At 28.7% G+C, this 21,825-nt stretch carries 17 protein-coding genes; 15 read left to right on the top strand and 2 right to left on the bottom strand.

All coding sequences use genetic code 11. From position 1 onward, the window contains the following. Positions 1 to 3 precede the first annotated feature (3 nt). From EYD46_RS04980 to EYD46_RS04965, 4 genes are all read left to right on the top strand, one after another. Positions 4 to 1,383, top strand: a complete 1,380-nt coding sequence (locus EYD46_RS04980; RefSeq protein ID WP_130935963.1) for a nucleotide sugar dehydrogenase — start codon at positions 4 to 6, stop codon at positions 1,381 to 1,383. Between the two features lie 17 nt (positions 1,384 to 1,400). Continuing rightward, positions 1,401 to 2,681: a nucleotide sugar dehydrogenase gene (locus EYD46_RS04975; protein ID WP_130935962.1), complete on the top strand. Its 1,281-nt coding sequence runs from the start codon at positions 1,401 to 1,403 to the stop codon at positions 2,679 to 2,681. Between the two features lie 357 nt (positions 2,682 to 3,038). After that, complete coding sequence (locus EYD46_RS04970; protein ID WP_130935961.1) at positions 3,039 to 3,419, top strand: diacylglycerol kinase; 381 nt, start codon at positions 3,039 to 3,041, stop codon at positions 3,417 to 3,419. Beyond that, on the top strand, positions 3,416 to 5,098 hold the full coding sequence (locus EYD46_RS04965; RefSeq protein ID WP_130935960.1) for a sulfatase-like hydrolase/transferase: 1,683 nt from the start codon (positions 3,416 to 3,418) through the stop codon (positions 5,096 to 5,098). Before EYD46_RS04970 ends, EYD46_RS04965 begins: the two co-directional genes overlap by 4 nt. A gap of 19 nt (positions 5,099 to 5,117) precedes the next feature. Here EYD46_RS04965 and EYD46_RS04960 read toward each other — a convergent pair whose 3' ends face one another. Together EYD46_RS04960 and EYD46_RS04955 are read right to left on the bottom strand one after the other, a co-directional pair. Next, complete coding sequence (locus EYD46_RS04960; protein ID WP_130935959.1) at positions 5,118 to 5,756, bottom strand: hypothetical protein; 639 nt, start codon at positions 5,754 to 5,756, stop codon at positions 5,118 to 5,120. Between the two features lie 264 nt (positions 5,757 to 6,020). Continuing rightward, positions 6,021 to 7,463, bottom strand: a complete 1,443-nt coding sequence (locus EYD46_RS04955) for an MBOAT family O-acyltransferase (protein ID WP_130935958.1) — start codon at positions 7,461 to 7,463, stop codon at positions 6,021 to 6,023. 377 nt (positions 7,464 to 7,840) lie between these two features. Here EYD46_RS04955 and EYD46_RS04950 point away from each other — a divergent pair, with 377 nt between their 5' ends. From EYD46_RS04950 to EYD46_RS04900, 11 genes are all read left to right on the top strand, one after another. Then, positions 7,841 to 8,941, top strand: a complete 1,101-nt coding sequence (locus tag EYD46_RS04950) for a glycosyltransferase family 4 protein (protein WP_130935957.1) — start codon at positions 7,841 to 7,843, stop codon at positions 8,939 to 8,941. A 16-nt stretch (positions 8,942 to 8,957) separates the two neighbouring features. Continuing rightward, positions 8,958 to 10,298 carry a murein biosynthesis integral membrane protein MurJ gene (murJ, locus tag EYD46_RS04945; protein ID WP_130935956.1) on the top strand — a complete coding sequence of 447 codons (1,341 nt, stop codon included), beginning with the start codon at positions 8,958 to 8,960 and terminating at the stop codon, positions 10,296 to 10,298. Further along, positions 10,295 to 11,440, top strand: coding sequence for an O-antigen ligase family protein (locus EYD46_RS04940; protein WP_130935955.1), 1,146 nt, complete (start codon positions 10,295 to 10,297; stop codon positions 11,438 to 11,440). The genes murJ and EYD46_RS04940 overlap by 4 nt, the downstream gene beginning before the upstream one ends. A 60-nt stretch (positions 11,441 to 11,500) precedes the next feature. Then, positions 11,501 to 12,430 (top strand): ATP-grasp fold amidoligase family protein, encoded by a 930-nt coding sequence (locus EYD46_RS04935; protein ID WP_130935954.1) that lies wholly within the window; start codon positions 11,501 to 11,503, stop codon positions 12,428 to 12,430. Between the two features lie 404 nt (positions 12,431 to 12,834). Next, positions 12,835 to 13,416: a serine O-acetyltransferase gene (locus tag EYD46_RS04930; protein ID WP_130935953.1), complete on the top strand. Its 582-nt coding sequence runs from the start codon at positions 12,835 to 12,837 to the stop codon at positions 13,414 to 13,416. A gap of 22 nt (positions 13,417 to 13,438) precedes the next feature. After that, positions 13,439 to 14,500: a glycosyltransferase gene (locus EYD46_RS04925; RefSeq protein WP_130935952.1), complete on the top strand. Its 1,062-nt coding sequence runs from the start codon at positions 13,439 to 13,441 to the stop codon at positions 14,498 to 14,500. A 42-nt stretch (positions 14,501 to 14,542) separates the two neighbouring features. Continuing rightward, entirely contained in the window at positions 14,543 to 16,396 is a 1,854-nt protein-coding gene (gene asnB, locus EYD46_RS04920; RefSeq protein ID WP_130935951.1) for an asparagine synthase (glutamine-hydrolyzing), read from the top strand. Positions 16,397 to 16,407: 11 nt separating this feature from the next. Further along, positions 16,408 to 17,562 carry a glycosyltransferase gene (locus EYD46_RS04915; RefSeq protein ID WP_130935950.1) on the top strand — a complete coding sequence of 385 codons (1,155 nt, stop codon included), beginning with the start codon at positions 16,408 to 16,410 and terminating at the stop codon, positions 17,560 to 17,562. Positions 17,563 to 17,573: 11 nt separating this feature from the next. Continuing rightward, positions 17,574 to 19,484: an asparagine synthase (glutamine-hydrolyzing) gene (gene asnB / locus EYD46_RS04910; RefSeq protein WP_130935949.1), complete on the top strand. Its 1,911-nt coding sequence runs from the start codon at positions 17,574 to 17,576 to the stop codon at positions 19,482 to 19,484. A 1-nt stretch (position 19,485) separates the two neighbouring features. Then, positions 19,486 to 20,640, top strand: coding sequence for a glycosyltransferase family 4 protein (locus EYD46_RS04905; RefSeq protein WP_130935948.1), 1,155 nt, complete (start codon positions 19,486 to 19,488; stop codon positions 20,638 to 20,640). Between the two features lie 78 nt (positions 20,641 to 20,718). Further along, the gene (locus EYD46_RS04900; RefSeq protein ID WP_130935947.1) at positions 20,719 to 21,816 is read left to right on the top strand and encodes a hypothetical protein; all 1,098 of its coding nucleotides are present in this window, start codon (positions 20,719 to 20,721) and stop codon (positions 21,814 to 21,816) included. Positions 21,817 to 21,825: the final 9 nt, after the last annotated feature.

Below are 21,825 nucleotides of genomic sequence, written 5' to 3'. Positions count from 1 at the left end.
TAAATGAAAGTAACAAATATTTGTTGTATTGGTGCTGGTTATGTTGGAGGACCAACCATGGCAGTTATTGCAAAGAAAAACCCAAACATTAAGGTAACAATAGTAGACATAAACCAATCCAGAATTGATGCTTGGAACAATTCAGATGTTTCAAAACTTCCAATTTACGAACCAGGCTTAGCTGAAATTGTTGAGGAAACCAGGGGCAAAAACCTGTTTTTTTCTACCGAAATTGATAAAGCTATTGATGAATCTGAAATGATTTTTATATCAGTAAATACCCCTACTAAAACCTATGGTAAGGGAAAAGGCATGGCTGCAGATTTAAAATATGTAGAACTTTGTGCTAGAAACATTGCTGATGTGGCAAAAACTAATAAAATAGTAGTTGAAAAATCTACATTACCGGTAAGAACAGCACAAGCCATAAGGAGTATTTTGGATAATACAGGAAGTGATGTAAATTTCGATATTTTATCAAATCCAGAATTTTTAGCTGAAGGAACCGCTATAAAAGACTTATTAAACCCCGACAGGGTTTTAATAGGTGGAGAGTCTGAAGAAGCCATAGAAAGTTTAGCAAATATATATGGAAGTTGGGTACCTCAAGAACAAATTTTAAGAACCAACGTTTGGTCTTCAGAACTTTCTAAACTTACTGCTAATGCCTTTTTAGCTCAGCGTATTTCTTCAATAAATTCTATCTCAGAATTATGTGAAAGAACAGAAGCTAATGTTGATGAAGTGGCAAAAGCCATTGGTATGGATTCAAGAATAGGACCAAAGTTTCTTAAATCATCTGTTGGTTTCGGCGGATCATGCTTTCAAAAAGATATACTAAATCTCGTTTACATAGCAAGAAGTTATAATCTAAATGCTGTTGCTGATTATTGGGAACAAGTTATTATTCTTAATGATCATCAAAAAAGACGATTTGCTGACAATTTAATAAGTACATTATACAATACTGTTTCAGGCAAGAAAATAGGTTTCTTAGGTTGGGCATTCAAAAAAGACACTAATGACACAAGAGAGTCAGCTGCAATATATGTTGCAGATTATTTATTGAATGAGCAAGCAAATATTGCTGTCTATGACCCTAAAGTTCCTGAGAATAAAATTCAATCAGACCTGAACTATTTAGGTTCAAGAAACCAAGAAGAAAACAAAGCACTAGTGGAACATTGTGTATCTCCTTATGATGCATTACAAGACGCTCATGCTGTTGCAATTTTAACTGAATGGGATGAGTTTAAGACTTATAATTGGAAGGAAATTTACTCTAACATGAAAAAGCCTGCTTTTATTTTCGATGGTAGGAATATACTTAATAAGCAAGAAATGGAGAATATCGGTTTCGTATATTCTTCTATTGGTCAATAATTTAGAATAATAAAATTATGAATAATAATAAAATAGCTATTATAGGGTTAGGTTATGTGGGTCTGCCATTAGCACGTCTTTTTGCCACAAAGTATTCTGTAATTGGATTTGATATTAATGAAGTTAGAATATCAGAATTACAACAAGGAAAAGACGTTACTTTAGAGGTAGACAATAAAGTATTAAAAGCTGTATTAAAAGATAGTCCAAATTCTGAAGTTGGTTTATTTTGCTCTTCTAACATTGAAGATATAAAAGATTGTAATTATTATATTGTTACTGTACCCACGCCAATTGACAAAAATAACAGGCCAAATTTAACACCACTATATAAATCTAGTGAAACAGTAGGTAAAGTCTTAAAAAAAGGAGACGTAGTTGTGTACGAATCTACTGTTTATCCTGGTGTAACTGAAGATGAATGTGTACCTATTTTAGAAAAAATAAGTGGATTAGAGTTTAATAAAGACTTTTTTGCTGGTTATTCTCCAGAGCGAATTAATCCAGGAGATAAAGAACATACTGTTGAAAAAATATTAAAAGTAACAGCTGGTTCAACTCCTGAAATTGGGGAAAAAGTAAATGATTTATACGCAAGTGTAATAACTGCAGGAACACACCTAGCACCCACAATAAAAGTTGCTGAAGCTGCAAAAGTTATAGAAAATTCTCAAAGAGATATTAATATTGCTTTCGTTAACGAGTTAGCAAAAATATTCAATTTGATGGATATTGACACACATTCTGTATTAGAAGCAGCTGGAACAAAATGGAATTTTCTTCCATTCAAACCAGGATTGGTTGGGGGGCATTGCATAGGTGTAGATCCATATTATCTTGCACAAAAAGCCCAAGAAGTTGGTTATCATCCTGAAATTATTTTAGCAGGTAGACGAGTTAACGATAGCATGGGGCAATATGTAGCAAGTGAAGTTGTTAAAATGATGTTAAAAAATGACATTAAAGTTAAAGGCTCCAAATTACTAATGCTAGGGATTACTTTTAAAGAAAATTGTCCAGATGTTAGAAACACAAAAATAGTTGATGTGATAAAACATTTAAAAGACTACGGAATTGATATTACTATTTTTGATCCGTGGGTAAATTCTGAGGAAGTAATGCGTGAATATAATCTAGAGACAATTAACAACTTACCAAATGATAAATTTGAAACAATTATTTTGGGGGTTGCTCATCAGGAATTTCTTAATTTAAACTTTAATGATTTACTGTCCGAAAATGGTTTAGTTTATGATGTCAAAGGGATTATTACAGAAAAAGTTAGTGGTAGGTTGTAATAAGTTGGATCGTTATACCTTTTTCAAGTAGAATACTATTTTTTTATTTTATGTATTAGTACCAAATAAAAAACACTAATACTTTTTTTGAAATTTATCATATCTTGTTTTTTATTTATTATTAGTTGTGAGACATTTATTCAATAAATATTTCTCAAAAAAACTACAAATGATTGCGTTTTTTATTTCTGTTTGATAATAAAAGATTAAATCAAAAATTATCTTTAATTACATATTTATCTGACACATGATTTTCATCGTAAATAGCTGAAATTGATAGAATTGATTGTGCCTATATCAAAAAATAATCTATTTTAGACCAATATTAATTTTTCGTTAAGTAATAATTAATTTTTTATGAATAACAAACACGAACCTTTTATTATACATCGATATAAAAGTATTGGTTATGCTTTTAAAGGCATGCTTTTATTATTAAAAACAGAGTCTAGTATACAGGTTCAATTTTTTTTAGCAATTATATTAACACTCGCTGGTTTCTTCTTTGAAATTTCATCTTTAGAATGGATAATCCAAATTTTTACAATTATATTGGTAATGAGTGTTGAAGCACTCAACACTGGTCTAGAAAAAATTTGTGATTTTGTGCATGAAGATTTTGAAGAACGTATTGGTTTTATAAAAGATATAGCCGCTGGTGCTGTAGCAATTTCTTCATTGGGTGCTTTAATAATAATTTTAATACTATATACCCCCAAACTAATACATATTTTATGAGACTTCCCATAAAAAGTATCTTAATTTTTGCCTATTTGGCAAAAGATTTTAATGTTTATTTACTTAGACTTGATCATTTTGGAATGTCAACTTCCTGTGTAATATATATATTCTTTTTTCTATTGTTAACTTTCAGTATTTTTGTGGTTGCCAATATCAAAAACAGCTATACCCGCGTAATTATTGGTATACTTTTCTATTTTTGTGCGGTTGCTTATGATTCTTATCAAAGAATAATGCTTGAACCTTTTGATTACAATGCTTTTATAAACATGATAGATGCTGCTGGTTCAGCAGGAGAAGCATTTCAACAGTATAAGAAATTTTACGTAATATCCATAGTTTTAGGGTTACTTTTGCTTTTTGGTATTATCTTAAAACCAAAGCGGCAAATATTTAATAAGCCTTATTTTAGTTTAATACCTGTTTTTTCTTTTTTTCTATTCACATATTTAATTTTTTATAAAGGAGGAAGTGGAGCGTTGGGTTTACCATCCGTCTATACACCTATATCTTATTCTTCTCTTGTTATGTACGAATTAGCACAGGATGATTTTGGTACTAGAGAAAATATTAATATTGACAGAGATAAAAATAATATTGACCATGATATCATTTTTATTTTAGACGAAAGTGTATCAGCAGTCTATATGGACATAAATAATTCTTATGGGGTAAATACCTTTTTAGGTAATACTTATGACGATTTTGACATTTTCAATTATGGTTATGCAGCCTCAATAGCTAACTGTAGTTTTGCCACAAATCTTACGTTAAGATACGGGGGTACAAGAGATAATTATAAAAAGATTATATACTCAAAACCTTCAATATGGAAATATGCTAAAAACGCAGGATTAAAGACTATATATATTGATGCTCAGCGCACGGAGGGTGAGCTTCAAAATGGAATGACTACTAGTGAAATGGAAGACATAGAAGAATTCATCCAATTAGATAATACTAGTATCCTAAATAGAGATCAGGAAATAGCCAGTTTATTGGTAAAATTGATAAATAATAATACTAATGAGTTTATATTTATTACAAAAATGGGTTTGCATTTTCCAATCCACGATAAATATCCAGATGAATTCATGAAATATAAACCTGCATTACCACGAGGAAATTGGTTAGAGACAGGAGATACTGGTCTTCGAACTGGATTTAATGGTAGTACAGAGGAATGGATACAATATCGAAATTCTTATAGGAATGCCATGGAATGGAATATTGGAGAGTTTTTCAGGAAAATCTTTGAAAATGCCAAATTAAATAATTCACTAATTATTTACACAGGTGATCATGGGCAGGATCTTCATGAAAGAGGTAATCCAGGTGTTCATACGCACTGTAGTGCTGAACCGACTATGGAAGAGGGCTTAGTTCCTCTTGTTGTTATTCAGGGAAAATCATTAAATACTTTAAACTGGCAAAAAACACTGAGCCATAATAAAAATAGATCTAGTCACTATAATATATTTCCATCTTTATTAAAATTAATGAAATATGATAGCAATGAAGTGTCTAAAATATATGGAAACTCTCTTGATGTTCAAACAAAAGATGATTTTACATTTAATAAATACTGGAATGCAAGATTAGGTATAGAACCAAAATGGGAAAAAATCAACTTGGATAGTATTATTAGCCCACCAATTCAAGACTATATAGAATAAAATTTGAAACTTTAAAAATTTAATTTGCGGTGGTTAAGTCTTTCATTAATTTTTCGGTAAATAACTTAGCTCCTAAAGTATTCAGATGATCTGTATCTTGAAATCCATTATCTGGTATATCAAAATCCATATAATTTAAATAGTCAAATTTTTGAAGATTTGATTTATAAAACTCATTAAATAGCTCAAATTCTTCTGCTTTTCTCCTGGAATATTCACGATGCAGAGGAGTTCCTATAAAAAACAACTTTATATCATTCTGTTCGCAAAAGTCAATAATTTTAAATAAATATTTTTTATCATTTTCTGAATATTTCAACTCCCTGTATTTTATGCCTGATTTAAGTTGAGCTATATCTTCTGATAATTTATCTCTATTTGAAGGCAAAAATTTTCCTAAGTCTCTTTCTGTTAATTCTCCTTTAAAAAGGAGTTTCACAGAATATTTCGGAGCTTCTATTATGCCTTGTATAACCCCAGAAGGATTTGATTTAAATAAAAACATAAAATCAGAAAAATCCATTAAATCTGTGTATATTCTGAACTTACTCCTGATATTTGTAGTATTAAAAAGCCATCTGTCTTCATACTCAATAAGTAAATTATGATTGGATAATGATAGAAGTAAAGTATCTATTTGAGGGTTTTCGTTTTTCATCTTCCTTATTTTTAAAAAAGAATAAAAATAAGAATCAGCACTATGAGATAAATTGATACTATTTGAAAAAATATTGTCATCTATGCTACATTCTGTATGAGAATCACCCAATATTAAAATGTTTTGTTCTGTTCTAATTTTATAACCAAAATAATTATTAATTAATAAAGAATTAAAAAGAAGAGAGATAAGACATATTCCTAAAAATATTCCTAAAAACTTAAAACAACTATTTACGAAACTTCTCATGATACTAATAAGCTATTAGAATTGGAAATAAATAAAATCTTGCTGCGAACCTCCATACCAAAATATGGTAAAAAATATAATGACATAAAAACTCCATCTCATATATTTGGGAATATTTGTTCCAAAAAGTTCTAAAGCATGTTCTTTGTCTCTCTGTAGCCATTCTATTACCACTAATGCAATAACAAAAGCAAAAGTTATTAACCAATCATTAAAATCAACTGGAATAGTAAAAAATGTTATGCTTAACACCCCCCTTAAATAAAGAAAGGCATCGGTAACACTTGGAGCCCTAAAAAACACCCACGCAATCATGGTTAGCAAAAATGTAAAAATAATCTGCCCTATCTCATTATAATTTGCAAATAGTCTACCTTCAGCAACTCCATTAGTATTTACTCTGTTTTTTTTCATCAACATTATCGGCAAAAAATATAATGCATTTAAAAAACCCCAAATAATAAAGGTCCAGTTGGCTCCGTGCCAAAAACCACTTACAATGAAAATTATAAAAGTATTTCTGATTTTCATTGCGGTTCCTCCCCTACTTCCTCCTAACGGAATATAAACATAGTCTCGAAACCACGTAGACAAGGATATATGCCAACGCCTCCAGAATTCTGCAATATCTCGTGAAAAATATGGGAAGGCAAAATTTCGCATTAAATTAAACCCAAATAAACGAGAGGTTCCAATAGCAATATCAGAATAACCCGAGAAATCACCATAAATTTGAAAAGTAAAAAAAAGGGCTCCAAAAAATAATGTACTGGCTGAACTTTCAGAATAATTATCAAAAATTTGATTTGCAAAAGCTGCACAATTATCCGCAACAACAACTTTTTTGAACAGACCCCATAAAATTTGTCTCATCCCGTCTATTGCCTTTGAATAAACGAATTTTCGTTTTTGATAAAATTGCGGGAGTAAATTTGTAGCTCTTTCAATCGGTCCAGCGACTAGCTGAGGAAAAAAGCTAACAAAAGCAAGAAATGAAATAATATCTTTGGTTGGTTCCAATCTTTTCCTGTAAACATCGATTGTGTAGCTTAACGTTTGAAAAGTATAGAAACTAATACCAACAGGTAGAATTATGTTAAGCCCTTGAGCGCTTATATCTTTACCAAAAAAGCTAAAGGCGTCAACAAAATTATCAAGAAAAAAATTATAATATTTAAAAAAACCTAAAAAACCTAAATTAACTAATAGGCTTAAAATTAATAAACCTTTACGTTTTGTTTTATCATTATATTTATTAAGCCCAATCCCAATCGAATAATCTAATAAACTACTAAATACAATTAATGCTAAAAACCTATAATCCCACCAACCATAAAAAACATAACTAGCTAAAATTATTAATAGGTTTTGTAATTTTAAATTCTTTTGGATTACAAACCAATAGATAAAAAAAACTATAGGTAAAAAAATTGCAAAATCTATTGAATTAAACAGCATAAGAACTGAGTAGTTTTAAGTTTATTATTATAGATTGTCAGAATTAAATTCTATTAAAAATAACAAGTCGCAATATATAAAAATATACTTTTAAACCTTGTGTTTATTATTCATACTACATAACTACAGATTAATAGAATTAGTAAGCTTTTTTTAACTACATATATTTATATCTATATTGAACAAAAAATAAGCTTAACAAACAACATTAGACCGAATATATTATTAACTTGACGAAAAAACAGGAGTAAATTTAAGTCTTTTATCATCTTTACAAATCATTATTGAAATTAATATTCTATTTATTTAAAGAACAATCAATAGCTTTTACATTTAGCTATGATTTTTCTTAAAAAGAATTGTCCCAAATTATAATTATGAATAAAAAGAAAATTTCATTTGTAATAGGAGCTTTAACCGCTGGTGGTGCAGAACGTGTTATCACAAACCTTTCCAATCAACTTATTGAAAAATATGAAGTTCATATCATAAGTTTAATAAAAAAAGAATCAGAACCCTTCTACAAATTAAATAGTAATATAAAGTTATTTACTTGTACAGAGCAATATAAACCAAGTAGTAGTATTATACAAGGAATAAAACTAAACTATTCACTTTACAAAACAATATCCAACTATTTAAAAAAAGAAAAAATAGATTTATTTATTGGCTTTATAACTAGTGCAAACGTGTTAGCCATATTAGCAGCTAAAAAGAATAACATTCCATGTATAATTAGCGAACGTAATTATCCGAAAAAATCAACCACTCCTCTACAATGGCGGATTCTAAGAAAATTATTATACAAAAAAGCTGAGTTTTTAGTTGTGCAAACTGATGAAATGAAAAAACAGTTTGAATCTATCATCAATAAAAATAAAATAGTCATTTTAAAAAACCCTATAGCTCCAGAATTAACTAATGCAAGAGATACAAGTCAAAAAAAAGAAAATCTTATTTTAAATGTAGGTAGCTTAAGCAACCAGAAAGCACAAGATGTACTAATTAAAGCTTTTGCCAATATAAATCATAACAACTGGAAATTAATAATTGTTGGTAAAGGAGAAAAACAAAAAGAGTATGAAGAACTAATAAAATCTTTAAAATTAGATGATAAGATAAATTTATTGGGACAAACAAAAGACATTGCACATTATTATAATAAATCAAGAATTTTTGCTTTTACATCCATATTTGAAGGCTCTCCTAATGCTTTAATCGAAGCCATGCACTTTGGCCTTCCTTGTGTGTCTACAGATTGTCCCACCGGTCCTTCAGAATTGATAACGGACGGACATAGTGGTTTTTTGATACCAATTGGAGATCAAAAACAACTAGAAGATCGTTTATCAGAATTAATAAGTGATGAAAAATTGAGAGAAAAATTTAGCGTCAATGCTGTAGAAAGTGTTAAATTCTTAGAAGCTGAACCAGTAACTATGGAATGGAATAATTTATTCGAAAAATTATTAAATTAAAAAATAAGCCCCAAACATGAATTTTTTTGATTTAAAAAAACTTGTATTAACCTATTCTAAAAGTACAGTTTTAAAAAATATTCTTTTAGTTGGTGGCCTTACGGTATTAGTTAAATTAATATCTTTTTATAAAGAGACCGTTGTTGCCTCAGCTTTTGGTTTATCTGAATTATTAGATACTTTCTTTATTGCTATGCTTATTCCAGGTTTTGTAAGTAATTTATTTACAGGAGCATTTGGAAGTGTTTTTATTCCTAATTATGTTAAAGCATCAAAATTAGATAATGATTTAAGAGCATTTCAAGCCACTGGGTTTTTAATAACGATAGGTGTTTCAACTCTTTTCACTATAATAGCGATACTCATAACTGATACCTTTCTTGAATCATTTTTTAGTGGTCATTCAAAAACATATTATGATTTAATAAAGATACAGTTTTACTATATTGTTCCTTGTATTTTTATTTGGGGTTTAAACTCTCTATTGCATGGATTACTGCATATTAGCGGAGAGTTTAGAGTACCTACATTTGTTGGAGTAATTACTCCAATATCCTTTTTAATATGCATCATTTTCTTTAAAGAGCAATTAGGTCAAAAGGTTTTGTCCGTAAGTTTATTATTAGGTACGCTATTAGAATTTATTTTAATATTATTAATTTCTTTTATCAAGAAAATTATTAAATTATCAAAACCAAATTTTAATAGTCCTGACATAAAAATAATGCTGAAACAAGTTCCAGCTAAAGTGTTATCTGGGTTTTTAACAGGTCTTATACCTGTTACAGATCAATACTTTGCAGCAAAACTAGCAATTGGATCAATTGCCGCTTTAAATTATGGATTAAAAATTCCTGCTTTTTTAACATCTATATTAATAATTTCAATGGGAAAGGTTTTACTTCCTCACTTTTCAAAGTTAGTAATAGAGGACAAAAAATTAGCGTTTGATAAATTATTTTTCGCTCTAAAACGCTTATTTATAGCAACTTCAATAGCTGCGGTATGTATTATTGTTATATCGCCATGGTTAATCGAGTTTTTATTTGAGCGTGGAGAATTCACAAGTAAAAACACTGATATTGTTTCTTATCTACAAATTATTTTTTTAGTTTATGCTCCATTTACCGTTTGTGGAATGGTAATAGTTAACTTTTTGACAAGTATAAACGAGAATAACTTTATGGCTAAAGTAGCATTTATTGCTGTTATTTTAAATTTGGTTTTAGATTTTATTTTCATGAAGTACTTTGGCGTTTTTGGTATTGCACTTTGCACCACAACGGTTTTTATTGTTAGAGCCATTATACTATATAGATATACTCTAAAACTTAAAAAACAACATCAATTAAATTGAAACAATTACTAAGAATACTGATATTATTTTTGATTTTCTGGGATTTCCCTGCCTTTGCTAATATTTATATAAGCCCAGCAATGGGAGGAATAACTAGTTATTTAACTATATTTCTTTTATTGGTTTATATGTTGTTTTTTGTTGATAATTATAGAAAGCCCCTATTACCGTTTATTTTTTTAGGCATTTCTTATTACACCATTTCTGGGATTAATTTTATACCTCCTTATGGATTTGTTGAAAATTATCTTGTGTACTTTATTAAATTCATGATAGTGGTTGTCTGCTCTACTGAAGTTGCAAAAGATTCAAAAATAGAAGAAATATATATAGCTTCAATTTTTGGTGCCTTGAGCATAGTTGCACATGCTACAATTTTTCCTGATATCGATGCGCGCTTTGGCAAAGGTTATGGACGTTATAGTGGTTTTTATTTAAATCCCAATTATGCAGCAATTATAAGCCTTGTTGGTTTTGGTATTAGTTACGGAGTTAAAAATATTAAGTTTAGGTTAGTTGGTCAACTTGCATTTACACTGTCTGGTTTATTAACTCTATCTAGGTATTTTATATTAATATGGTTATTTATTAATATAGTTGCAGTTTTTATGAATAAAAAAAACTTAGTAGCCCCTATTTTGGGAGCTATTGTGCTTTCATTTATTTTATTCTCGGGTGCTATAAAATTAAATGCGTCTAGATTTGAAGCACTGCAAAGTATTTTTAATGATGAGGAAGTTAAAACTGATACTATGAATCATGATAATAGAGCAGACACCTGGGCTCAGTACACTGATGCTATTATGAAAAAGCCTTTTACAGGTAATGGTTATCGTACCTTGCAAGGAAAAGGGAGAGGACTAGGGATAGAAGTAGGAGTACATAATTTATATTTATTGGTAATTGGAGAAGCTGGTATCATTGCTTTTGCTTTTTTAATGTGGATTGTGTTATTTCTCTCTATAAAAAGTATTCAACACTATCAACATAACTTTTATTATATTTTTATAACAATTGCTTTGATAACATCTTTTCTTGTAGGGCATACATTTTTCGGCAAATTCTCTACTGTATTTACCTCAATCTTTTTATATCTAAAATTATTAGAACATGATAAGAAGAATAAACAATCGTTAGAGTAAAGCAATATAAAGATCAAATTAGTTCAAATAAACATTTATAACTCCAAATTATTAACATAAATGAAAAACATTATAAAATACTTATATCTAAATACTTTCTTGCAAAGAATACATTTATTTTTTTTATACAATGTTATGCCCGAAAAAATTTACTTAAAAAGAAGGTTTAAAAAATCATTTAAAAGAGAATTAGATTTAGATAATCCGAAAACTCTTAATGAAAAAATAGTTTGGCTAAAACTTTTTGATAGAACAGATTTGCATACCATATGTGCTGATAAATATGCTGTAAGATCATATATTAAAGAAAAAGTAGGAGAAGAATATTTAGTCCCTTTATTTTATCAAACCAAAAATGTTGAAGAAATCATACCGGAGAACCTACCTAGTCCTCCTTTTATTATTAAAGCAAATCATGATAGTGGTGGCGGGATTTTTGTTTTTGACAAATCTAAAACAGATTGGAACGAAGCTCAAGAAAGTCTAAAAAAACGTTTAAAAAAGAATTATTATCCAAGATCTAAGGAGTGGCAATATAAAAATATAGAACCATGTATTATTGTAGAAAAGCTTTTGATAAGCAAAAATGGAAAGATCCCTTTTGATTATAAAGTTCATTGTTTTAATGGAAAAGCAAATATGATTCAGGTCGATATTGACAGAGATTCTGATAATCATCATAGGAATTGGTACAATACAAAATGGGAAAGAGAACCTTATAAATGGTCTTCTTTAAAAGAAAATGGGAAAGCTACAGATCCTTCGGATGAAGATGTAGAAAAACCTAAAACGCTAGACGAAATGTTAGCCTTATCCGAAAAATTATCTACAGATTTTTGTTATGTAAGAGTCGATTGGTATGACGTAGATGGTAAATTATATTTTGGAGAATTAACCTTTCACCATGATGGAGGTAATAGGCCTATAATTCCTGAAAAATGGGATAGAATATTAGGTGACATGGTTCCTTTACCCCAAAAACAGATTTAGTCATTCATCAATAAAATGGTAATCATACTTAATTAGTTAATATTAAGCTATGCAAATTCTAAATATTTTAAATTTGGAGATAATATGTACTGTTGAAATAACATTTATCTAAAATGAAAAAAGTTTTTGTTTTATGCTTTAAACTCACATATAAATCAAGAATAATTATAATATATTATATTAAACACAAAAAAATATTATTAGTTTACTTAATAAATGTAAAAATAAAAGGAGTGTTTTCCAAGAATGATGATATTTTTAAATTCAATCATTTTGTAAAGGAATCATACTAATGCCTCATTATCATTTTAACTTATTTGCATCTAAATTATTCTTTTTACATATGTTAACTACCCAATATAATGACCAAATAAAATAAACTTAGTTCATTAAAATTAAATAAAATGATTGTTTCCAAAAATACATATAAAGAATATTTGAAATCTGACGCTCTTGCACTTGGTATAAATGTTGAGAGTTTTTATTTTAAAATTATAAATTTATGCTTCCCTAATTACATCTGGCAATTTCAAAAAAGCTTACGGAAATTAGAATACCATCATAACTGTAAAAATAATGGTTTAAATAAGCTGTATTACATTTTCTTAAAGTATAGATTTAGAAAAATATCTTTAAAACTTGGGTTTTCTATTCCCATTAATGTATTTGGTCCTGGGTTATCAATTGTACATTATGGTACCATTGTCATTAATAGCGCTTCAAAAATTGGTAAAAACTGTAGAATTCATGCTTGTACAAATATTGGTGCATCTGGAGGTAAACCTGAAGCTCCTCATATTGGAGATAATGTATATATTGGTCCAGGAGCAAAAATTTATGGAAATATTAAAATAGCAGATAACATTGCTATTAGCGCTAATGCAGTGGTTAATAGATCATTCGAGAAAAAAAGCATTCTCATAGCAGGAAATCCAGCAAAAGAGATTAAAGAAGTTAATATCAAAAAAATAATCAAGCACATCTAACTGCTGTTATTACCAGTATATAATGATTAAAAAAATTAACATAATTTTTGTTTTACCTACATTATTTGCAGGAGGTGCAGAGAAAATAATGTCTTTTATATCGCAAAATATAGATAAAGAAAAATTCCAAGCAAAACTATTAATTGCTGGGCATAGTAAAGACGCTGCTTATGATATTAAAAACATCGAAGTCACTTATCTTAACAAAGACAGAGTTCTCTATGCAATACCCCAATTTTTTATTTTTATAATTAAAAATAAACCTGACATTGTATTCAGTTCTATTTCTCACTTAAATATAGTTATGGCTTTTTTTTCTTTATTTTTTAAAAAAACAAAATTTATAGGACGAGAGGCTACAATAAGTAGTGAATATGAAGAAGAAAAGAAGAAAAGAATTAATATTAATAAAATTTTATACAAAAAACTCTATGGCAAATTAGACATGATTGTTTGCCAATCAAAAGACATGTCTAAACATATAATGGACACCTATAATATCCCTCTAAAAAAAACAATTATAATCAATAATCCCATAAGTAATGATTCATCACCAATAAATAATGGCAAGCATAAAAGTAAAACTAAACATTTAATAACTGTAGGTCGCCTTTCAAAAGAAAAAGGCATTTTACGTATTTTAAGAATCTTAGCTAAGCTTGACTTTGACTTTACTTACACCCTTATTGGTAATGGGGATGAAAAAGAAACTATTTTTAAAGAAGCTAAAAGGTTAAATTTGTTCAATAAAATTAAGCATATTCCTTTTACCAAGGATGTAAGTAGTTATATTGCGAAACATGATTTTTTTTTACAAGGCTCCTATGTTGAGGGCTTTCCAAATTCTGTTTTAGAAAGTTGTGTTGTAGGAACTCCAGTTATAGCTTTTGATGTCCCTGGGGGCACCAAAGAGATAATTAGTAATGGTATTAATGGTTTTTTAGTGAATACTGAAAATGAATTTATCAATAAGCTAAATACTAATGTAAATTTTGAGCCAGATAAAATAAGAAGTTTTGTTCAAAAAAAATTTAATAAAGAAAAAATATTGAATGAATATGAAAAAATGTTTAAGGAGATATAATAATTCTTCTCAAAATTTCACCTAACTACTTAGAAATAAAATATGTGTGGTATATACGGAACAACAATACAATATGAGGGTTATCAGATAAAGGCTAAATTGGAAAGAACACAATTTAGAGGTCCTGATAAAACTGACTTCAAGTCTTATTCTTTCAATGATTCACAAGTTTATTTTGGACACAATAGGTTATCCATTGTGGATTTAGATGCGAGATCAAATCAACCTTTTAATTATATTGATAAATTAGAAATTGTTTTCAATGGAGAAATATACAACTTCATTGAAATAAAAGAAGAATTAAAGCAGAAAGGATACAAATTTACAACCACAAGTGATACTGAAGTTATATGTGCAGCATATCTTGAATATGGATTTAATTGTGTTGACAAATTAAACGGAATGTTTGCTTTTGTAATTTATGATATCGGCAATCAAAAATTTTTTGGTGCTCGGGATAGATTAGGTCAAAAACCTTTTTATTATTTTCATGACAAAAATAATTTTGAATTCGCTAGTCAAATTTCATCGATTCAATTATTTAATAAAAGATTATCCATTTCAAGTAAGGCAATTAGAAATTATCTCTCTTGGGGGGTAGTTCCAGATTCAATGTCTATTTTTAATGAAGTAAAAAAACTTGAAGCTGGTCATTATTTTACTTACAATTTAAATAATGGAGACTTTAAATCTCAAGTATACTGGGATATTGACAGTTTTGGAAAAAACAAATTTTCAGGATCGTATGATGAAGCACTAAACAAATTAGAAATATTAACAACCAAAGCCGTTAAGAATAGACTAGTTGCAGATGTTCCTGTTGGAGTATTTTTATCTGGAGGTATTGATTCTTCGTTAATAGCTGCATTAGCTACTAAGACTACAACTGATAAAATAAAAACATTCTCTGTTAAGTTTAATGAAAAAGGATTTGATGAAAGCAGTTATGCTCAACAAGTTGCAGACCACTTAAAAACCGATCATCATGTTATTAATTGTAATTATAATGAAGGTTTAGATTTAATTAAAGATTTTAGTCATTATTATGATGAACCATTTGCTGATTCTTCTGCAATACCATCTATGCTTTTAGCAAAACACACAAAAAAGCATGTAACTGTAGCTTTATCAGGGGATGGTGGTGACGAAAGCTTTATTGGATATCACAGATACAATTGGGTAACTTATATGAATATGATATATAAGTTACCAAAACCTTTAAGATTACTAGTTGCTTCCTCATTAAATATACTTCCTCATTATAAACTTAAAATTATATCTAGTGTCATAAAAAATGATGATGTTAATAATGCATATTTAAGTACAATATATGGCTCTGCACCAAGCTGGGTAGATAATTCGATTCCGACAGATTCAAACTTTGAAGAATTAAAATATTTATTCCATAATTCTAAAAACATTTACGAAAGAGTTTCTGATTTCGATATTAAAACCTATTTAAATTGGGATATAAACACTAAAGTAGACAGAGCTTCTATGGCTTATTCATTGGAAGCTAGAGCTCCTTTAATGGATTATAATATTGTAGATTTTGCAAGGTCTTTGCCTACTGACTTTAAATACAAAAAAGATAATCAAAAAAGAATTCTTAAAGATATTTTGTATAAACATGTCCCAAAAGAAATTTTTGACAGACCAAAAGCTGGGTTTACCATGCCCTTTAAAGAATGGTTTAAGTATGAATTAAAAGATTTTATCTTATCAGAATTGAGTGAAGAAAATTTAAAATCAATACCAAACATAAAATCTGCTGAAATTACTAAAATGATCAATCAACATATGAATGGTTCTTGGAATCGATACCATATTATTTGGAAGCTAATAGTTTTAAAACAATGGCTTAATAATAATGAATCAGGAATTTCTATTAAATAATTTATAGTAAGGTGGAATCAAAACCCAATTTAAGTATTATAAACATTAGCATGGCTAGTGGAGGTGCTGAAAAAGTAATTAGTCTATTATTAAAGAAATTAGTTATTGATTATAACGTAACACTCTTTTTACTTTATAATGACATCCACTTTGACATACCAAAAGAAGTCGATTTAGTCATATTTAATAGTAAAAGTTCTTCAGCTAAATCAAATTTTATTCAAAAAATGTTTTCTCCTATTATATTTCAAATAAAATTTTTAAAAGAACTAAAACGAAGAAAAATAAAAGTATCAATATCGTTTTTAGCATTTCCAAACTTTTTAAATAGCATTGCTGCCTTAAGATTTATCAAATTAAAAACAGTTATAAGTGAACGAGGTTATCCGTCAGATAATACTACATCAAAGCTATCGTATTACATATCAAAAATCTGCTACCCTATCTTGTACAATAAAAATGATTTGCTATTTTCTAATTCTATATATATTAATAAAGATTTGGAAGAAAACTTTAAAGTAAAAATACCCTTAAAAGTTATCTATAATCCTATAATTATACCTAAAGCCAACGCATTAAATAATAAACTCACTTTAAAAGAAGAAGTGCTAAAAATTACTACAGTTGGTACTTTAAATAAAAGGAAAAATCAGAAGATGATAATAAATGCCGTTTCTCAATTAAAAGACAAGTATGAACTCTCCATCTATGGAGATGGTAATTTAAAGAATTATCTTAATGATTTAATTAACAAAAAGAAAATGACTGATGTTGCTTTTTTGAAGGGTAACATTAAAGATATTAATCAGCATCTAATAAAGTATGATTGCTTTGTATTGTCGTCATTTACAGAAGGTTTCCCTAACGCTCTTTTAGAAGCTATGGCTGTTGGGTTACCATGCATATCTACAAATTGTTTGTCTGGACCTTTAGAGCTTTTAAATAAAAACTCAGAACCTATTACTATAAATGAAGGTAGTTTTTACAAAGGAGATTATGGCTTACTAGTTAATAATGATGATGAAAAAGGTCTCGCCAAAGCCTTAAATTATTACAAGGAAAACCCTGAAATAAGAAAGGAATACGGTAGATTAGCTCACACTAAGGCTAAACAATTTGAGCTAAATAATATTTATAGTCAATTTAAAGAACTTATTAATTTTTAGTACTAAAAACTATGTGCGGAATAAATGGTTACGTAAAATATGGTCACGAAAGCCAAGAGAAACTCAATGCAAATATGAGTAAGATGAATTCTCTAATTTTTCATCGAGGACCAGATGAAGATGGAGTGTTTACAGAATCAAACCATTCCCATTCAATTGCCCTAGCAATGCGCAGACTATCTATTATAGATTTAAGCTCAGGTAAACAACCTATTTTCTCAGATGATAAAAGTATTGTAATTGTTTTTAATGGTGAGATATATAATTATAAAGAATTAAAGGCAAGGTTAGAGAAGTTAGGGGTTAGTTTTAATACAACAAGTGATACGGAGGTTATATTAAAACTTTATGAAACGTTTGGCGTAGAATCTTTTAAAGAACTAGATGGGATGTTTGGTTTTAGTATATATGATAAAAATAAAGACAAAATATACATTGCACGAGATTTCTTCGGAGAAAAACCTTTATACTATTACAAAAGTAATGATCAATTTGTTTGGGCTTCAGAATTAAAATCCATTACAAGTGTTATAGATAAAAAACCTGCAATAAATAGTAAAGGTCTCAATCTTTATTTTAGACTCACTTATATTCCAGCTCCTTACACCATTTATGAAAATATACATAAGCTTAAGCAAAATCATTTTATTGAATACGATATAGAACGTAATAATTTTTCTATTCATCAAATTGAAAAAGAAACAGATAATACTGTTTCTAAAATTGATATCCCTTTTGACGAAGCTAAAGAGAATGTAAAAGATTTAGTGTATGAAAGTGTAACAAGTAGATCGGTCTCTGATGTTCCAATTGGTACTTTTCTATCTGGTGGTGTTGACTCTTCTGTTGTATCATTATGCTTATCGCAGCACACATCAAAACCTATTGATACGTTTTCCATAGGGTTTGAAAAAAAGTCTTATGATGAGAGTGAAAAATCCAGAGTGGTTGCAAAACTAATTAACAGTAACCATCATGAATTTATAATCAATGAAAAAGATTTAGTTGAAGATGTAAATAAAATTTTATTGAATTTTGACGAACCCTTTTCCGATTCTTCTTCTCTCCCAACCTATTTAGTTTCAAATAGAACTAAAGACCACGTAAAAGTTGCTTTAACAGGTGATGGAGGCGATGAAGTATTTGGTGGATATAACAAGTACTACATAGGAAAATTAAATACTAAATATACCAATATAGTTCCTAAGAGTATCCACAACATAATGAAAAGCGTTACTAGTCCATTTTTGAAAACTTCTAGTGATAACAGAGGAAAACGATTTAAAATCAAAAGGTTATTAAACTCTATTGATTATAATGGTGGAGAATATTATTGGGATATATTATCATTAGGTTTTCAAAAAAATGCTTTGGGTAGTTTTTTACTTCCTAAATATTTACACGAAGACCTATTTAACACCTACAAAGAAGATACTAAAATTATGCATCCGCAAACTTTAACAGATTTTAGGTTAATCGATAAGGTTACAAGTCTTGAAGGAGATATGCTTGTTAAAGTAGATAGAACTAGTATGTTAAATTCATTAGAATGTAGAGCACCTTTTTTAAACAAAAAGATTTGGAATTATACGAATACTTTACCTGAAGAGTACTTAATGAAAGGTTGGAATAAAAAATATATTCTTAAAGAAGCTTTTAGAGATCAGTTTCCAGAAGATTTTTTAGATAAAAGCAAGAGTGGTTTTGGGGCTCCTGTTGGAGATTGGTTAAAATCTGGACTCAGAAAAGAATTAGAAAGCTATATTGTAGAAAAAGAGCTCATAGATCAAAATATTTTCCATGTTGATAATACTATAAAGCTTGTTAAAAATCATATAACAGGAAAAGAAGACAATACGTTTAAAGTATGGACATTTTATTGCTTCCAGAAGTGGTACTACAACATCTACAAGCAGTTATAAAATGAAAAAAAAAATTATTAGAGTTACTACTGTTCCCGAATCTCTTGGTGGTCTACTAACAGGTCAGTTAAATTTTATGTCACAATATTTTGATGTTGTTGGCATATCATCTACAGGAAACGAATCTAGGCTGTTAAAGGTTGGTAAAGATGAGGGGGTTAGAGTTATACCTGTAGAAATGACAAGAAAAATAACTCCAATGAAGGACTTAAAAGCAGTTTGGAAACTCTATAAAATTTTTAAAAAAGAAAAGCCTTATATTGTACATTCCCATACCCCTAAAGCTGGTACTCTTAGTATGTTAGCAGCATTAATAGCTAACGTACCACATAGGTTACATACAATAGCAGGTTTACCATTAGTTGAAGCGACAGGTTTTAAGCGACTTATTCTTAATACAGTGGAAAAAATAACATATCGCTGTGCTACAAAAATATACCCTAATTCTTATGGCTTAGTAGATATCATCTTAAAGCATAAGTTTACATCAAAAAAGAAACTTAGAGTTATAGGTAAAGGAAGTTCTAATGGTATTGACACTAATCATTTTAACCCATTGTTATATAATGATAGTTACAAAATTAAATTGAGAAAACAACTAAAAATACCAGATACCAGTTTTATATTTATTTTTTTAGGTAGACTAGTTGCAGACAAAGGATTAAATGAATTAATCAAAGCTTTTTCAAAACTTAATAAAGAGTTTTCAGATACTAAATTATTGTTGGTTGGGGGTTATGAAAGGGAACTAGACCCTCTCTCTCCCGATTCTGAACATATTATAAATACAAACAATAATATTATAACAACTGGATGGGTTAATGATGTAAGACCATATTTTTCTATATCTAATGCTCTAACTTTTCCAAGTTATCGAGAAGGTTTTCCCAATGTACTAATGCAAGCTGCGGCTATGGAACTAGTTAGTATTGTCACTAATATTAATGGTTGTAATGAAATCATAAATCATGGTAAAAACGGTATCATAATTCCAGTAAAAAACGATGAAGCTCTCTACAATGCTATGATTCAAGTTTATAACAATAAAAGTGCTTCTATAGTTATGGGAAAAGCATCTAGAAAAATTATTGTTTCAAATTATAAACGTACTGAGGTTTGGAATGCCCTTCTCAAAGAATATAATAGCCTTTCGTAGGAAAAATATTTTACAAAAACCAGATTATTTTATTTTTGATATGTATCGGTAATGATACGCTTGCTATAACAATAATTAATGGGAGAGGATATTAAAATTACTTCTTTAACTAAAGAAGAGTTACAAACTGCTATTGTCAAAAACACATATTGGGGCAATACAGCAGTTCAAATTCCTTTTTCAAAAAGTAAAGCTTACTGGATATTAAAAAACGATAGAATAGCCAAAAGTGATGTTTGTGCTATTATAGGTATCGAGCATAACACTATTATTTCTTTCATTTTTTTAGTTCCAGATTATATAAATACGACTACTGGTACTGAGAAAATATTTTGGAGTAGACGTTGGTGGATCTCAGAAAAATACAAAGATTCCATTTTACCCACTTATACTATGAATATAGCTATGAATATTATAAATAATAAGGCTATAATAAAGTTTTTAGGGAAATCAGCTGAGGAATATTATAAAAGACAACCATTTAAAGAATTTGCACATAGAACCAGATACTACATAATCTTCAACTTAGATTCGGTTATCCTTATGAATAGGAAAAAAAAATTAAAATACTTTAAATATTTACTTAGCAAAATAGATACTTTTTCCTTGTATGTAGTATCCATATTCAATAAGCAAAAAACAATAAAAACAACTAAAAATCTTAAATACGAATATATTTCAAATATAGACGAAACCTTATGGGAATTTATTAGTCCTTTCTGTAAAGAAGATTTAGTCCCAAAATCTAAAGAATATATCAACTGGCAAATAGATAATAGTCAATACACTAATGCTCCTTTATGTGCAAAACAGCAACATAAATGTCTTGTAAGTAGTATTCATGAAAGAGCATATAATATAAGTTATTCCATAAAAAAAGAAGATAAAATTATTGGCTTCACTTCATTCCTAATAAGAGGAAAAGAAGCTATGGTACGTTATTTTATTTCTGATGATGATGATATGGCATGTTGTGCTGATGCCCTAATGGAAAATATTTTGCAAACTAAGGCTACAAATTTGCAAACTGAAAATGAAAAATTGGGCAATTACATTAAAAATAAATTTATTAACCTATATACAAATAAACGCAAACTTTATGCTTTAGCATATAATAATATTAATATAGACTTTGATAATACCTTTATCAATGACAGGGATGGTAATTTTGCGTAATACAAATTA

Source organism: Hyunsoonleella pacifica (genome assembly GCF_004310335.1).
In the GTDB taxonomy this organism is placed as follows: Bacteria; Bacteroidota; Bacteroidia; order Flavobacteriales; family Flavobacteriaceae; genus Jejuia; species Jejuia pacifica.
This window is presented reverse-complemented; position numbering and strand designations above follow the sequence as displayed.

What these genes read in the sequence shown, in the direction of transcription:
- EYD46_RS04935 (WP_130935954.1), top strand. Translation starts at nt 11,501, where the DNA reads ATGAAAAACATTATAAAATACTTATATCTAAATACTTTCTTGCAAAGA.
- murJ (WP_130935956.1), top strand. Translation starts at nt 8,958, where the DNA reads ATGAATTTTTTTGATTTAAAAAAACTTGTATTAACCTATTCTAAAAGT.
- asnB (WP_130935951.1), top strand. Translation starts at nt 14,543, where the DNA reads ATGTGTGGTATATACGGAACAACAATACAATATGAGGGTTATCAGATA.
- EYD46_RS04925 (WP_130935952.1), top strand. Translation starts at nt 13,439, where the DNA reads ATGATTAAAAAAATTAACATAATTTTTGTTTTACCTACATTATTTGCA.
- asnB (WP_130935949.1), top strand. Translation starts at nt 17,574, where the DNA reads ATGTGCGGAATAAATGGTTACGTAAAATATGGTCACGAAAGCCAAGAG.
- EYD46_RS04975 (WP_130935962.1), top strand. Translation starts at nt 1,401, where the DNA reads ATGAATAATAATAAAATAGCTATTATAGGGTTAGGTTATGTGGGTCTG.
- EYD46_RS04900 (WP_130935947.1), top strand. Translation starts at nt 20,719, where the DNA reads ATGGGAGAGGATATTAAAATTACTTCTTTAACTAAAGAAGAGTTACAA.
- EYD46_RS04965 (WP_130935960.1), top strand. Translation starts at nt 3,416, where the DNA reads ATGAGACTTCCCATAAAAAGTATCTTAATTTTTGCCTATTTGGCAAAA.
- EYD46_RS04960 (WP_130935959.1), bottom strand. Translation starts at nt 5,756, where the DNA reads ATGAAAAACGAAAACCCTCAAATAGATACTTTACTTCTATCATTATCC.
- EYD46_RS04970 (WP_130935961.1), top strand. Translation starts at nt 3,039, where the DNA reads ATGAATAACAAACACGAACCTTTTATTATACATCGATATAAAAGTATT.
- EYD46_RS04930 (WP_130935953.1), top strand. Translation starts at nt 12,835, where the DNA reads ATGATTGTTTCCAAAAATACATATAAAGAATATTTGAAATCTGACGCT.
- EYD46_RS04980 (WP_130935963.1), top strand. Translation starts at nt 4, where the DNA reads ATGAAAGTAACAAATATTTGTTGTATTGGTGCTGGTTATGTTGGAGGA.
- EYD46_RS04955 (WP_130935958.1), bottom strand. Translation starts at nt 7,463, where the DNA reads ATGCTGTTTAATTCAATAGATTTTGCAATTTTTTTACCTATAGTTTTT.
- EYD46_RS04950 (WP_130935957.1), top strand. Translation starts at nt 7,841, where the DNA reads ATGAATAAAAAGAAAATTTCATTTGTAATAGGAGCTTTAACCGCTGGT.
- EYD46_RS04905 (WP_130935948.1), top strand. Translation starts at nt 19,486, where the DNA reads ATGAAAAAAAAAATTATTAGAGTTACTACTGTTCCCGAATCTCTTGGT.